This is a genomic window from Pseudomonas sp. P5_B2 (assembly GCF_056400445.1).
Window position 1 is genome coordinate 1 of the sequence record NZ_JBFULH010000100.1, and the last position, 12,525, is coordinate 12,525.

Annotated in this window: 16 protein-coding genes; 4 read left to right on the forward strand and 12 right to left on the reverse strand. The window is 59.2% G+C overall.

Annotated features, from left to right (window positions below; genetic code table 11):
* On the reverse strand, nucleotides 1–206 hold a 206-nt coding region (locus AC1DRJ_RS11350; RefSeq protein ID WP_477802215.1), incomplete at its 3' end, for a hypothetical protein.
* A gap of 179 nt (nucleotides 207–385) precedes the next feature.
* On the opposite strand from AC1DRJ_RS11350, the gene AC1DRJ_RS11355 reads away from it, so the two are divergent.
* Both AC1DRJ_RS11355 and osmE read left to right on the forward strand, forming a co-directional pair.
* Nucleotides 386–625 carry a hypothetical protein gene (locus AC1DRJ_RS11355; protein ID WP_477802229.1) on the forward strand — a complete coding sequence of 80 codons (240 nt, stop codon included), beginning with the start codon at nucleotides 386–388 and terminating at the stop codon, nucleotides 623–625.
* A gap of 13 nt (nucleotides 626–638) precedes the next feature.
* Nucleotides 639–974 carry an osmotically-inducible lipoprotein OsmE gene (gene osmE / locus AC1DRJ_RS11360; RefSeq protein WP_477802216.1) on the forward strand — a complete coding sequence of 112 codons (336 nt, stop codon included), beginning with the start codon at nucleotides 639–641 and terminating at the stop codon, nucleotides 972–974.
* Nucleotides 975–1,052: 78 nt separating this feature from the next.
* Here the strand turns inward: osmE and AC1DRJ_RS11365 are convergent, their stop codons facing one another.
* Complete coding sequence (locus tag AC1DRJ_RS11365) at nucleotides 1,053–1,250, reverse strand: SPOR domain-containing protein (protein ID WP_477802217.1); 198 nt, start codon at nucleotides 1,248–1,250, stop codon at nucleotides 1,053–1,055.
* Nucleotides 1,251–1,459: 209 nt separating this feature from the next.
* Between AC1DRJ_RS11365 and AC1DRJ_RS11370 the strand changes: the two genes are divergently transcribed.
* Complete coding sequence (locus AC1DRJ_RS11370) at nucleotides 1,460–1,822, forward strand: NUDIX hydrolase (protein WP_477802218.1); 363 nt, start codon at nucleotides 1,460–1,462, stop codon at nucleotides 1,820–1,822.
* A gap of 43 nt (nucleotides 1,823–1,865) precedes the next feature.
* On the opposite strand, the gene AC1DRJ_RS11375 is transcribed toward AC1DRJ_RS11370, so the two are convergent.
* From AC1DRJ_RS11375 to AC1DRJ_RS11410, 8 genes are all read right to left on the reverse strand, one after another.
* Complete coding sequence (locus tag AC1DRJ_RS11375) at nucleotides 1,866–2,639, reverse strand: 1,6-dihydroxycyclohexa-2,4-diene-1-carboxylate dehydrogenase (protein ID WP_477802219.1); 774 nt, start codon at nucleotides 2,637–2,639, stop codon at nucleotides 1,866–1,868.
* Between the two features lie 142 nt (nucleotides 2,640–2,781).
* The gene (gene benC, locus AC1DRJ_RS11380; RefSeq protein WP_477802220.1) at nucleotides 2,782–3,795 is read right to left on the reverse strand and encodes a benzoate 1,2-dioxygenase electron transfer component BenC; all 1,014 of its coding nucleotides are present in this window, start codon (nucleotides 3,793–3,795) and stop codon (nucleotides 2,782–2,784) included.
* Nucleotides 3,796–3,805: 10 nt separating this feature from the next.
* Entirely contained in the window at nucleotides 3,806–4,294 is a 489-nt protein-coding gene (gene benB, locus AC1DRJ_RS11385) for a benzoate 1,2-dioxygenase small subunit (protein ID WP_007944753.1), read from the reverse strand.
* Nucleotides 4,291–5,655 (reverse strand): benzoate 1,2-dioxygenase large subunit, encoded by a 1,365-nt coding sequence (gene benA, locus AC1DRJ_RS11390; protein WP_477802221.1) that lies wholly within the window; start codon nucleotides 5,653–5,655, stop codon nucleotides 4,291–4,293. Before benA ends, benB begins: the two co-directional genes overlap by 4 nt.
* A 247-nt stretch (nucleotides 5,656–5,902) precedes the next feature.
* Nucleotides 5,903–6,856, reverse strand: a complete 954-nt coding sequence (locus AC1DRJ_RS11395; protein ID WP_477802222.1) for an AraC family transcriptional regulator — start codon at nucleotides 6,854–6,856, stop codon at nucleotides 5,903–5,905.
* A gap of 199 nt (nucleotides 6,857–7,055) precedes the next feature.
* Nucleotides 7,056–7,985 carry a catechol 1,2-dioxygenase gene (catA, locus tag AC1DRJ_RS11400; protein WP_477802223.1) on the reverse strand — a complete coding sequence of 310 codons (930 nt, stop codon included), beginning with the start codon at nucleotides 7,983–7,985 and terminating at the stop codon, nucleotides 7,056–7,058.
* A 55-nt stretch (nucleotides 7,986–8,040) separates the two neighbouring features.
* Nucleotides 8,041–8,331 carry a muconolactone Delta-isomerase gene (gene catC, locus AC1DRJ_RS11405; protein WP_477802224.1) on the reverse strand — a complete coding sequence of 97 codons (291 nt, stop codon included), beginning with the start codon at nucleotides 8,329–8,331 and terminating at the stop codon, nucleotides 8,041–8,043.
* Nucleotides 8,332–8,340: 9 nt separating this feature from the next.
* Nucleotides 8,341–9,489: a muconate cycloisomerase family protein gene (locus tag AC1DRJ_RS11410; protein ID WP_477802225.1), complete on the reverse strand. Its 1,149-nt coding sequence runs from the start codon at nucleotides 9,487–9,489 to the stop codon at nucleotides 8,341–8,343.
* A 127-nt stretch (nucleotides 9,490–9,616) separates the two neighbouring features.
* On the opposite strand from AC1DRJ_RS11410, the gene AC1DRJ_RS11415 reads away from it, so the two are divergent.
* Nucleotides 9,617–10,507: a LysR family transcriptional regulator gene (locus tag AC1DRJ_RS11415; RefSeq protein ID WP_477802226.1), complete on the forward strand. Its 891-nt coding sequence runs from the start codon at nucleotides 9,617–9,619 to the stop codon at nucleotides 10,505–10,507.
* On the opposite strand, the gene AC1DRJ_RS11420 is transcribed toward AC1DRJ_RS11415, so the two are convergent.
* Nucleotides 10,504–11,403: a polysaccharide deacetylase family protein gene (locus tag AC1DRJ_RS11420; protein ID WP_477802227.1), complete on the reverse strand. Its 900-nt coding sequence runs from the start codon at nucleotides 11,401–11,403 to the stop codon at nucleotides 10,504–10,506. The two genes, AC1DRJ_RS11415 and AC1DRJ_RS11420, sit on opposite strands and share 4 nt — an antisense overlap.
* A 145-nt stretch (nucleotides 11,404–11,548) precedes the next feature.
* The gene (locus AC1DRJ_RS11425) at nucleotides 11,549–12,496 is read right to left on the reverse strand and encodes an ABC transporter substrate-binding protein (protein ID WP_477802228.1); all 948 of its coding nucleotides are present in this window, start codon (nucleotides 12,494–12,496) and stop codon (nucleotides 11,549–11,551) included.
* Nucleotides 12,497–12,525: the final 29 nt, after the last annotated feature.

Consider the following 12,525-nt stretch of genomic DNA (forward strand, 5'->3'; position numbering starts at 1 on the left):
TTGTATTCAGGGGGGGCTGGATAAGTTCTTTTGTTCAGATAGGCCATCCACCGTTCATACGCGTCATGCTGCCATTGCGTGACGCGTTCCCACTCTGAGCCACTGAGTTGATGAGCTGAAATGAGCTTCATCATCTCTGAAGTGGCGGCATCCAGGTCAGCGATCAGCTCATGGGCATGCAATCTGAAATCATCGGTATTGCTCATTTGGAGTGGCCTCGCCCTGACGATATTCATTGACCTTCGTACGACATCCGGCAATGCCACTCGCGCTCATCCTCCCGACCAATGGAAGTACCTTCCATCGCGCAGGGATCAGATGAACAAACGCTGTGTCATACCAAATGGAACTACTATTTCCTTACGAGGAATTGCAGGAGGTCGTCATGTGGCTAAACGAAGATGAAAACGAACTTCGTCGCGACCTGCAAAGCGTTGCGTCGGATCTGAGATGGTCAGCAGTAGAATTGCTGCGCATTGCAGAGCAGCTACGCCAGGCAGGCAATGAGGTGGATGCGCAAGCCATTCTCAGGCTGTGCGAGTTGTTTCAGGGCGATGAGGGGCGACTGGCGGGCTATGCCGAAGAAGTGAAAGCCAAGGTGATCAGTCGAACGAAAGCTCACTGACAGGAGCGCTGCGATGAACAAATCCCTGTTCACGCTAGTGGTCGTATTGGCGGCGGGAGGCTGCAGCACGGAGGAACACATTTACGGTGCCCAACCGCTGGTCGCCAGGGTCGAAACCGGGAGGAGCAAGGAGCAGGTGCAGCAGATCGGCGGTCCGCCTGTCTCGATAACGGACCGCACCGTGGAACCAGGCACTTGTTTTGACTACACGTTGACGCAGGCAGGCCAGCATCAGCCGTACAGCATCAGCTTCGATGGCAACGGCAAAATCGATCACAAAAACTTCATGACCTGCACGCAGTGGAGTCGGATGCAAGAGAGGGACAAGCAGCCCACTCACTCTGGATGAGGCTACTGACCGTCCTGGCGTGTTGAAAGCAGGTATCCAAATTAGAAGCCCCGGAATCCCGGGGCTTCTAACGTGCTGTCATGTTGATTTATGATCTGACGAGCGGACCGTCCTGGCTCGATAGGCGGGAAGCGATGCGGCATAGGCGAGTGCTTCTTCTCGGCTGCTAAAATCCCCCAACCKATCACCTTGGGTGCACACCCGCCAAGGRCCGTTGTTTACGCTGAGTACGTCATAACCATTCATGTGCATTTTGTTCAACATCGGAACGCTCATGGTCACCTCCTGTTCGGCTGTGAAGTCGACGATTGACCTGAATACCTTACACCTGACCTTTGCCCAAGTGCCGACCAGACGTCGCGCCAGTATTCCAGCATTCAATGGCACTTTTCGTTCAGCGCATCGCTCTAACCCGTGAAGCAGAGGTCACGGCCCGAATATTGCAAATCGATGTTTTTTTAGTGCATCTGTCACTTAGGTAACAAATGAAAGTACGTGCAACGGTCATTTGCGAACTGGAACGACATGTTCTCCTGGTGCGTAAACCCAGGTGTCGCTGGAGCTTGCCCGGCGGAACAGTCGAGATCGGTGAAACTCCAGCGGGCGCGGCGCGGCGTGAACTTCATGAAGAAACCGGACTTGGCGCCGACAGCCTGCTGTACCTCATGGAACTGGAATCGGGCGGCACCCGCCACCATGTCTACGAAGCGTGGTCGCCGAACCTTGATCTGGCCCGCCCCTTCAATGAAATCATTGACTGTATCTGGCATCCACTGGAGACCGTCGACAACCTGAGTACGAGCGACGCCACGCGTCAAATCGTCAAAGCGTTTCTGCGTCGCCTGTAGGTTGTCTCGGCCTGAACCGACAATGGGTTGTTCTCAATGCGCGTCAGCCCTGATCACCGCCGCCGACCGGCATGATCATGCCCGTGATGTACGACGCTTCGTCGCTGGCCAGAAACAGAATTGCACTTGCCTGCTCATCCAGCGTGCCGTAGCGCTTCATCAAACTGCTGTCGAGCGTCTGTTCGACGATCTGCTGATACCAGACCTTTTCATCTGCGCTTTGCTCGGCATCGTTGCGCGCAATCACCCGAGGCGGCGCTTCGGTGCCGCCGGGGGCTGTCGCATTGACCCGGACGCCGCGACCGGCGGTTTCGAAGGCCAGGCAGGCAGTCAGGGCGTTCACGCCGCCCTTCGCCGCGCCATAGGGCACCCGATTGATACTGCGCGTAGCGATGGACGAGACGTTAACGATGGCCCCACTGCCCTGCTCCAGCATGAACGGTAGCGCCGCATGGCAGCACCATAACGTCGGGAACAGCGAGCGGCGGACTTCGGCTTCGATCTGCGGCGCTTGATAATGCTCAAACGGCTTGGCCCAGATCGTTCCGCCGACGTTGTTGATCAATACGTCCAGGCGCCCGAAATGCTCGACGGCGGCGTGCATTACCCGACTGCATTCGCTGTACTGCTCAAGATCAGCGGTCAGGGCCAGCACCTGATTGCCCTGCCCCAGTTGTTGTTGCAGCTCGAACACATGCTCGGAGCGGTCGACCAGAATCAACCGCGCACCTTCAGCGGCCATGCGTTCGGCCACCCGCCGGCCAATGCCTTGCGCCGCCCCGGTAATCAGCGCGACTTTTTCGTGAAATCTGTTCATATCTACCTCATGACGAAGGATGCCGGTCAACCCCTGTGGGAGCGAGCCTGCTCGCGAAAGCGGACTCACAGGCCGCATCCCCGTTGAATGTTCCGCCCCCTTCGCGAGCAGACTCGCTCCCACATGGGTTCGCGTTCCTGACTCAGGCCGCGCTGGCGGAAAATTTTTCGTAGTAAAAATTCGCAGGCGTTACGCCTTGTTCGCGAATGAACTGACTGACCGCCTCGACCATCGGCGGCGGACCGCACAGGTAGACGTCGACGTCGCCCTCGTTCAAATGCCGGGGCTCGATGTGCTGAGTCACGTAACCCTTGAGCGGATGCTGACTGTCGGGGCTGGCCACGCAGGCACTGAAGCTGAAATTCGGGATGCGCGCGGCGAAGGCTTCGAGCCGATCCAGTTCCACCAGGTCGAAATCGTTGGTCACGCCGTAGATCAGATGCAGCGGATGTTCGCTGCCCTGCTCGGCGATCTTTTCCAACATCGCCGTGAATGGCGCCAGCCCCGTGCCACCGGCCAGCAGCAACAACGGACGACGAATGTCGCGCAGATAAAAACTGCCCAACGGCCCGGCCAGATTCATGCGGTCACCCGCCTTGGCCATGCCGGTGAGGAAACTGCTCATCAAACCGCCAGACACGTTGCGGATCAGGAAGCTGACCTCGCCGTCACGCTGCAATGAGCTGAACGAATAGGCCCGTGTCTGCTCGCTGCCTGGAACCCCGAGGTTGACGTATTGCCCCGGCAGGAACGCCAGCGCGCTGAGCGCCTCGCCCTTGATCGACAGCGCGATGGTGCTGTCGGACAGCTGCCGCACCGCGCTGATCGTCGCGTCGTAACTGGCCTGCCGCGTGCGGCAAACATCCGAGGACGCCGGCACCCGCACCACGCAATCGCTCTGGGCGCGCATTTGGCAGGTCAGGACAAAACCCTGCTCGGCTTCTTCCGCACTGAGCGCGTCTTCGATGTACTCCTCGCCCAAGTCATAACGACCGGCCTCGGCGAAACACTTGCAGGTGCCGCACGCGCCGTCGCGGCAATCCAGCGGGATGTTGATGCCTTGGCGGTACGCCGCATCGGCCACGGTTTCGCCGACATGGGCGTCGATGAACCGGGTGACACCGTCTTCAAAATTGAATGCAATGGAATGCGTCATGACCGCCGCCTCACAAATGGTAGACATCAATGACCTGGCGAACGTAATCGTTCTTCAGGATCACTTTCTTGGCCTTGATCAGCGGGTTTTCGCCGCGCACATCGAGGGTGTAGAAACTGCTGCCGAAATAGCTGTCGACGGTCTTGTAGCGAAAGCTCAGGGTGTGCCAGTTGAAGCGCACCTTGCACAGGCCGTCCGCTTGTTCGAGCAACTCGATGTTGCTGAGGTTGTGCGAAGTCCGGGTGTCCGGAATGCTCGCGCTAGAGCGCTCGGTCTTGATACGGAAGATGCGGTCTTCCAGGCCCGTGCGGTTGCCGTACCAGATCAGCGAGATTTCCCGCTGCGGGTCTTCGGTCAACTCATCGTTATCGTCCCAGGACGGCATCCAGAACGAGGCATCGACCGCATACAGCTCCAGCCACTCGTCCCATTGTTTGTCGTCGAGGTAGCGCGCTTCGCGGTACAGAAAATCGCGCACGGCTTCATAGGTGATGGTCATTGCACGGACTCCACGGCAATCAATTCGGGCTGTTCAGCGGCCAACGCCTTGAGCATGGTTTGCTGCCAATACTTGTGTTGCAGCACAAACAGGCCTTCATCTTCGGTGCGCACGCCACTGAGCAACGGATGCAGATCGATCTCTTTGGCTGCCTCGTCGGCACCTTCGACCCAGTGCTCGGCCCCGCGGGACATGTCATTCCAGGTGGTGACGCTGCCCTGATAGCTGGTCTGGCACGAGCGAAACTCTTCCAGATCGTCCGGGGTGGCCATGCCGCTTACGTTGAAAAAATCTTCGTACTGGCGAATCCGGCTGGAGCGGGCGTGGTCGCTTTCGCCTTTGGGGGCGATGCAGTAAATGGTGATTTCCGTGCGGTTGACCGAGATCGGCCGGGCGATGCGGATCTGCGAGCTGAACTGGTCCATCAGGTACACGTTGGGGTACAGGCACAAGTTGCGCGAGGCCTCGATCATCCAGTCGGCGCGGGCCTGGCCGAAGTCTCGGGCCAATTCGTCGCGGCGCTCGTAAAGCGGACGGTCTTCGGGGTTGGACCAGCGCGTCCAGAGCAGCATGTGGCCCTTGTCGAAGGAATAGAAACCACCGCCCTGCTTGGCCCAGGTGCCGGCGCTCATGGTCGGATTGCTGTCTCCGGCCTCGCGTTGTTTGCGCTGGTTTTGCGTCGCCGCGTAATTCCAGTGCACCGAGCTTACGTGGTAACCGTCGGCGCCGTTTTCGGCTGTGAGCTTCCAGTTGCCTTCGTAGATGTAGCTCGAAGACCCGCGCAACACTTCCAGGCCATCGGCGGACTGGTCGACGATCATGTCGATGATCTTGGCCGACTCACCGAGGTGCTCAACCAGCGGCACCACATCAGCATTCAGGCTGCCAAACAGGAAGCCGCGATAGGACTCGAACCGCGCAACTTTGGTCAGGTCATGGGAGCCTTCGCAGTTGAAACTCGCCGGATAGCCGGCCGCTGCCGGATCCTTGACCTTGAGCAGCTTGCCGGAGTTGTTGAAGGTCCAGCCGTGGAACGGGCAGGTGTAGGAGCTTTTGTTGCCGGTCTTGTGCCGGCACAACGTCGCGCCGCGATGGCTACAGGCGTTGAGAAAGGCGTTGAGCACACCTTCCTTGTTGCGCGCGATAAAGATCGACTGGCGCCCCATGGTGGTGGTGTAGAAATCATTGATGTTGGGGATTTGGCTTTCATGGGCCAGGTACAGCCAGTTGCCTTCGAAGATGTGTTGCATCTCCAGATCAAACAACCTTGGATCGGTGAACATCTCGCGCTTGCAGCGGTAGATGCCGCTTTCTTTGTCATCTTCAAGCAGGGAGTGAAGGTATTCGGGTCGCAGGGACATGGCCGCCGCCTCCATTGTTTTTATTCAGGCAGGGCCATGCTAGGACGGGGTGATGAGGCGGACTATCCGCTGGGTGCAGACCTGTATCCGTTTACTGCAGTAGTCACGGAACCTGTAGCAGCTGYCGAGCARCGCGAGGCTGCGTYCGGCGGCGCAGCCGTCGYAAWMCCGGCAATYGAGTKTTGYCAGGCAAACCGCAGACGCAGCCTCGCGCTGCTCGWCAGCTGCTACAGGGATGTGTGGCGGGTCAGTGCCGGCGCTTGAGGGTGTCGGAAGGCAGTTCGCCGAACTGCTTGCGGTAGCTGTCAGAGAACCGGCCCAGGTGCAGGAAGCCATAATCCATGGCCACTTCCGTGACATTGCGTACGTTGCAGGTCGGGTCGCTCAGGCACTGGTTGATGCGCTCCAGCTTCTTCTGCCGGATGTAGTGTTGCGGTGACGTTCCCGCGTTGCGCTCGAACAACCCGTACAACGAACGCAGGCTCATTCGCGCCTGACGCGCCAGTTCTTCGCTGTCGATGTCGTGCTTGAGGTGGCGAGCGATGTAATCGGCAATCACCTCGAACGTGGGCGACCCCAGGCTKCTGCGGATAACGTTGGTTTTCATCAGGCTGAGCATTTTGCTGACGATGATCTGCGCGTAGTGCTCCTGCACGCGCGGGATCTGCTCGGTGGCCTCGGCTTCCTGGCAAATCATCGCCAGCAGGCTGACGAAACCTTCCAGCTCATCGAGTTGATAACGGTTCTCCAGAAACCGTACGCCCTGCCCCGGATACTGCCAGCGTTGTTCATCGCACACGGATTCAAACAGCCGGGTGGGGACTTTGAGGATGAATTTTTCGCAATCGTCGGAATAGGTCAGATCGACCGGTTCATCGGGGTTGATCAGCAGCAATTCACCCGGCGCAAAGTAGTGTTCCTCACCCCGCCCGCGCGACAGGCAGTTGCCCCGCAGCAGCACTTGCAGGTGATAGATGCTGTCGAGCGCGCCCGACGTCACGCGCACGCTGGCGCCGTAGCTGATGCGGCACAGGTCCAGGCTGGCGAATTTGCGGTGATCGAGGCTGGCCAGCGGTCGACCGACCTTGGGCATCAGGATGCAATGATTGCCGACATGCTGATTGACGTAACCCGATACCGCATAAGGGTCGGCATGCTCGAATATTCTGCTGCGCTGACTCAACAGTTGCGCGTGCATCATCAGGTCACTCTCATTGTTGTTATGGTTTGCTTCAATCCATTCTAGAACAGTGCGTAAAACGTCGTATCAGCAGTAAACCAAAACCCTTGTGGGAGCGAGCCTGCTCGCGAAAGCGGAGTGTCAGTCAACATTGACGTTGAAGCTGATTCCACCTTCGCGAGCAGGCTCGCTCCCACAGGGTTGGAGTTGTATCGCGCTGTCAATCCTCGAGTGCGCGAACCCGTTCGTGGCGCTGCTGTTCTTCAGGTTGCGCCGTGGACTGCAAGGTGAAATCGAATTCGATTTCGGCAAACCGGCCGCTGACACCATGTGCCGCTGCGCGTTGCTGATCGTCGCTGAAGGTGATTTTGGCGATCAACTCATCACGGGTGGCGTAGGCGAAATCGTCGTGCAGGTATTTTTCGCCATCAAGGTTGATCTGGGTGGTCAGGTGGCGATGATCCGGCGCAGAGATGAAGAAGTGTACGTGTGCCGGACGCTGGCCGTGACGGCCCAGTTGATCGAGCAGTTGCTGGGTCGGACCATCGGGCGGGCAGCCGTAACCCGACGGCACGATGCTGCGGAAACGATAGCGACCTTCAGCATCGGTGACGATGCGGCGACGCAGGTTGAATTCCGATTGCGCGGTATCGAAGTACGAGTAAGTACCACCGGTGTTGGCGTGCCAGACGTCAACCACGGCACCGGCCAGCGGTTCTCCAGCGGTGTTGAACACTTGCCCTTGCATGAACAGCGTCACACCCGGATCGAGGCCATCATCGAGACGCGCTTCGCCTTCGGACAACGGCGCACCGGCCACGTACAGCGGGCCTTCAATGGTGCGTGGCGTACCGCCGGATTTGCCGGCCTGCTCATCTTCAGCGTCCATCAGCAGGTCGAGGTAATGCTCTAGCCCGAGCCCGGCGACTATCAGCCCAGCCTCCTGACGCGCGCCCAGCACGTTAAGGTAGTTAACGGCTTTCCAGAACTCTTCCGGGGTCACGGCGAGGTCTTCGATGATGTTTACCGAATCACGCAGGATGCGGTAGATCAGGGCCTTGGTGCGCGGATTGCCGGCATCGTTATGCAGGCCGCTGGCCTCTTCGAGAAACTTCTGGACTTCGGCAGTGTGGGAAATCTTGACGTTCATTTTATTGGGTTCCTCATCTTGTAATTATTTGCGTAGCGAACTGAACAGGCTGGGTTCAGCGATCATCCTCGCGGATGGAAGACGGATGCCGGCACATCGGGTCGATCTCGATCGCCATGTAGGGAAACAGTGGCAATTGCATCAGCAGGTCATGCAGTTCTTGAACGCTGTCGACATCGAATACGCTGTAGTTGGCATAGTGCCCGGCGATGCGCCACAGGTGGCGCCACTTGCCCTGCTCTTGCAGGCGCTGGGCCAGGGCTTTCTCGTCAGCCTTCAACTTGGCGGCGGCTTCCGGATTCATATCGACCGGTAGATTCACGGTCATTTTTACGTGGAATAGCATGATCCCTCCTCAGGCTTGATGAACGGAAGTGGATGTTTTGTCGCGACGGAAAAACGCCAGGCGTTCTTCGTCCAGGGTCAGGCCCAGGCCCGGTGTTTGCGGGACATGCAGTTCGAAATCGCGATACACCAGCGGCTCGCTGAGAATGTCTTCAGTCAGGAGCAAGGGGCCGAACAGTTCGGTGTCCCAGGCCAGTTTATTCAGGGTGATAAAGGCATGCGCCGAGGCCATGGTGCCAAGGCCGCCCTCCAGCATGGTGCCGCCGTACAGGGCGATGCCGGCTGCTTCGGCAATCGCGGCTGTACGCAGCACGGCGCGTGGGCCGCCGTTCTTGGCGATCTTCAAGGCAAACACCGACGCAGCGCCTTCGCGCGCCAGATTGAAGGCATCTTCCACGCATTCGATGGATTCGTCGGCCATGATTGGCGCCGGGCTCATCGCATTCAGACGTGCCATGCCAGCACGGTTGTTACGCGAGATCGGCTGCTCGATCAGGTCGATGCCGTTGGTGCCAAGGATCCGGCAAGCGCGCAATGCGACTGCTTCGTCCCAGGCCTGATTGACATCGACCCGCACACTGGCGCGGTCGCCCAGGGCTTTTTTGATCGCAATGACGTGGGCCAGGTCGCGGTTGACTTCACCGGCACCGATTTTCAGCTTGAAGATCCGATGGCGGCGCAGGTCGAGCATTTTTTCCGCTTCGGCGATGTCTTTGTCGGTATCGCCGCTGGCCAGGGTCCAGGCCACCGGCAAGGCATCACGCACGCGCCCGCCCAGCAACTCGCTGACCGGCAGGCCGAGGCGTTTGCCCTGAGCGTCGAGCAACGCGGTTTCGATCCCCGATTTGGCAAAGGTATTGCCGCGAATGCTGCGTTCCAGACGCAACATGGCGGCATTCACATTGCCGCTGTCCTGGCCGATCAGCAGCGGCGCGAAGTGTGTGTCGATGTTGGTCTTGATGCTGTCCGGGCTTTCGTTGCCATAGGCCAGGCCACCGATGGTGGTGGATTCACCGATCCCTTCAATGCCATCGGAGCAGCGCACACGAATGATCACCAGGGTCTGGTTCTGCATGGTGTGCATTGCCAGCTTGTGCGGGCGGATGGTCGGCAGATCGACGATGATCGTCTCGATCGATTCAATGGCTGTTGCACGCATGTCGATACCCGTCAGGTTCTTAAAGTTCTGGAACCGATTCTGGTACGGCTTTTTTCGCGATGCCAATATAGAATTGGTCTGACTTGATACCTTTAAGGTATGCATACGACTGACGTCCGGAGGCCCCATGGAACTGCGTCACCTGCGGTATTTTCAGGTGTTGGCTCAAACCCTGAATTTCACCCGCGCCGCCGAGCTGCTGCACATCGCCCAACCGCCCCTGAGTCGGCAGATCCAGCAACTGGAGGACGAGCTGGGCGTGTTGCTGCTGGAGCGTGGCCGGCCGCTGAAGCTGACGGAGGCCGGACGGTTTTTCCATGAACACTCCACCGCCCTGCTCGAACAACTGAACAAGGTCTGCGACAACACGCGGCGGATCGGCCTGGGGGAAAAGACCTGGCTGGGCATCGGCTTCGCGCCTTCGACCCTCTACGGTGTGCTGCCGGAACTGATCCGCCGTCTGCGCAGCGGCGAGCCTTTGGAGCTGGAACTGGGGCTGTCGGAAATGACCACGCTGCAACAAGTGCAGGCACTCAAGGCCGGGCGGATCGATATCGGCTTCGGGCGAATTCGCATCGACGACCCGGCGATCATTCAAACGGTGCTCACCGAAGACCGCTTAGTCGCCGCCCTGCCCGCTGGCCATCCTTTACTGGCCGGACCGGTCAGTCTTCGCCAACTGTCCAAAGAGCCCTTTGTGCTGTATCCCGGCAATCCGCGCCCGAGCTATGCCGACCATGTGATCGCACTGTTCGAGTCCTATGGCGTGAGCATTCACGTGGCGCAATGGACCAACGAATTGCAAACGGCAATCGGTCTGGTGGGGGCCGGGATTGGCGTGACGCTGGTGCCAGCCTCGGTGCAACTGCTGCACCGCGACGACATTGGCTTTACCCCGTTGCTTGAAGACAACGCCACCTCGCCGATCATTCTCAGTCGGCGGGCGGGCGATGTATCACCGGGGTTGAATCATTGTTTGAAGGTGATCGAGGAACTGCAACCGCAGGCGAGGTTTTAATGGGAATTCCTGTCCCAGAACCAATTCCAGAAACCCGGAAGTTCCACTGGCTGTGAACTGTCCTTGACGGTGCGCGCCATCGCCGCGCGCAACACGGCGTCGTGATCGTCATAAAACGGTTTTTGCRCCAGCGGCACGCCGGTGGTCTTGGCACTGTCGACCAGGATTTGCAGGTATTCCCGGGTGTGCCGGGCGGTGTAGCGATTCAGGTCGTGGAAGGTCACCACCACCGGTATCACCCCATCCACGGTCGGCAATTCACCCAACGCGATACGCTCACGCACTTCGGACATCGAGCGCAGCATATGCGACCGACGCCGGGGGCTGGCGTTGAAGCCCCAGATTTTGCCGTCATTGGCGCTCAAATCGGTCAGCAGTACATGCATGCCGTGCTGCTGATAGGCGGCGAAGACGCGTTTGTCGTAGTTCCAGAATGGCGGACGCACCAGGGTCGGTGGCGCACCGGTGATGGCCGCGATGTCCGCGCTGCCTTTGCTCAAAGCCTGTTCCAGTTCTTGCGGGCTCAGCGAGCGGTGATTGGTGTGCCAGTGGGTGGCCGTGTGAAATCCCAGCACCTGCCCTTCTGCGTGTTCGCGATGCATGAGCTCGCGCCCGATGTCACTGTCACCGGCCCGTGGCGCGCCGGTCTGCACGAAAAACACCGCCTTGATGTTCGGCTGCAGCGGGTTGTCCTTCAGGCTGTCGAGCACGGTCGCGGTGGGGTTCCAGAAACTGGAAGCGCTGGGGCCATCGTCGTAGGTCAACAGAAATCGAATCGGTGCCTGCGCCTGTAGACGTTGCTCCGTCTGCGGCGTGAGTTCGATGGGTGCAGCGATGCAGCCTGCGAGCCCGACGGCTATGGCAAATGTGCCGAATAGTTTGAACAGCTGTGTCATGTTTTGCCTTGGATCAGACCCTGACGGTCAACTCATCAAATGGCAAAAGTCCTTCGCCCGTAAATCCTTCTCCGGCCCGCCAGTGTCGCGGGCCGAGGTTGGATCAGGGTACACAGTGTTTGGTTCCGCTGCCCACCCTCCTCGCTTACTGCGCCAAGGCCTGCTGGAACGAGTGGTCGATGATCGGCGCGGTCGCCAGCGCCGTCGGCAGTGCCTTGACCTTGAACAGGAAGTCCGCCGTGCTCTGCAAATCCGTCGCCGCTTGCTGATCCACCGGGCCGACGGTCATGTGGGCCTGACGTAACCAATGGCGCGACACGTCCTGATCGAGATTGGCTTTCTTCGCCCACAGGTCGGCGTATTCGTCGGTATGGTTGTCGACCCAGGCCCGGGCTTTTTTCAAGCGCACGAGGAAATCGGCGATGGCTTCGCGCTTGCTATCGATGGCCGGTGTCGAGGCGGCGATGGCRCTGAGGCCGGGCATCAGGTTTTTAGCAGTGAGAATCGGGCGCGCGCCGGAGAACAGAATCTGCTGGGAAATGTACGGTTCCCACACCGGGAACGCGTCGATGCTGCCTTGAGGAAATGCCGCTGCGGCATCAATCGGCATCAGTTTGATGAAGTCGACGTAGTCTTCCGGCAGGTCGGCTTTCTCCAGTGCCCGCAGGGTCAATTGCTGGCTCCAGGCGCCGGGCCAGTAAGCGACTTTCTTGCCCTTGAGGTCGGCGATGCTATGGACCGGTGAATCCTTGGGCACGAGCAAGGCAATGGTGTCCGGATTCTGCCGCGACACACCGACCAGCTTCACCGGCGCCTGTTTGGCTGCCAGGAACAGAAAGCCGGAATCCCCGAGAAACCCCACGTCCAGTGCGCCGGTGTTCAACGCTTCGGCCAGTGGTGCAGCGGCCTGGAAATGCTTCCAGTCGACGGTATAGGGCGCGCCCTCCAATGCACCCGACGCCTCCACTGAGGCGCGCACGTTGTAGTAGTTCTGGTCGCCGACATGCAGGACCACAGGGTCGGAGGCGTAGGCAATCGGGGCTGCAAACAGTGCGCTGGTCAACAGACCGCGCACGAATCGGGACAGGTTCATCGGAGGCTCCAGGGGCGTTATTTATATAG

What these genes read in the sequence shown, in the direction of transcription:
- AC1DRJ_RS11415 (WP_477802226.1), top strand. Translation starts at nt 9,617, where the DNA reads ATGGAACTGCGTCACCTGCGGTATTTTCAGGTGTTGGCTCAAACCCTG.
- benC (WP_477802220.1), bottom strand. Translation starts at nt 3,795, where the DNA reads ATGACGCATTCCATTGCATTCAATTTTGAAGACGGTGTCACCCGGTTC.
- catA (WP_477802223.1), bottom strand. Translation starts at nt 7,985, where the DNA reads ATGAACGTCAAGATTTCCCACACTGCCGAAGTCCAGAAGTTTCTCGAA.
- AC1DRJ_RS11410 (WP_477802225.1), bottom strand. Translation starts at nt 9,489, where the DNA reads ATGCGTGCAACAGCCATTGAATCGATCGAGACGATCATCGTCGATCTG.
- osmE (WP_477802216.1), top strand. Translation starts at nt 639, where the DNA reads ATGAACAAATCCCTGTTCACGCTAGTGGTCGTATTGGCGGCGGGAGGC.
- benB (WP_007944753.1), bottom strand. Translation starts at nt 4,294, where the DNA reads ATGACCATCACCTATGAAGCCGTGCGCGATTTTCTGTACCGCGAAGCG.
- catC (WP_477802224.1), bottom strand. Translation starts at nt 8,331, where the DNA reads ATGCTATTCCACGTAAAAATGACCGTGAATCTACCGGTCGATATGAAT.
- benA (WP_477802221.1), bottom strand. Translation starts at nt 5,655, where the DNA reads ATGTCCCTGCGACCCGAATACCTTCACTCCCTGCTTGAAGATGACAAA.
- AC1DRJ_RS11370 (WP_477802218.1), top strand. Translation starts at nt 1,460, where the DNA reads ATGAAAGTACGTGCAACGGTCATTTGCGAACTGGAACGACATGTTCTC.
- AC1DRJ_RS11375 (WP_477802219.1), bottom strand. Translation starts at nt 2,639, where the DNA reads ATGAACAGATTTCACGAAAAAGTCGCGCTGATTACCGGGGCGGCGCAA.
- AC1DRJ_RS11355 (WP_477802229.1), top strand. Translation starts at nt 386, where the DNA reads ATGTGGCTAAACGAAGATGAAAACGAACTTCGTCGCGACCTGCAAAGC.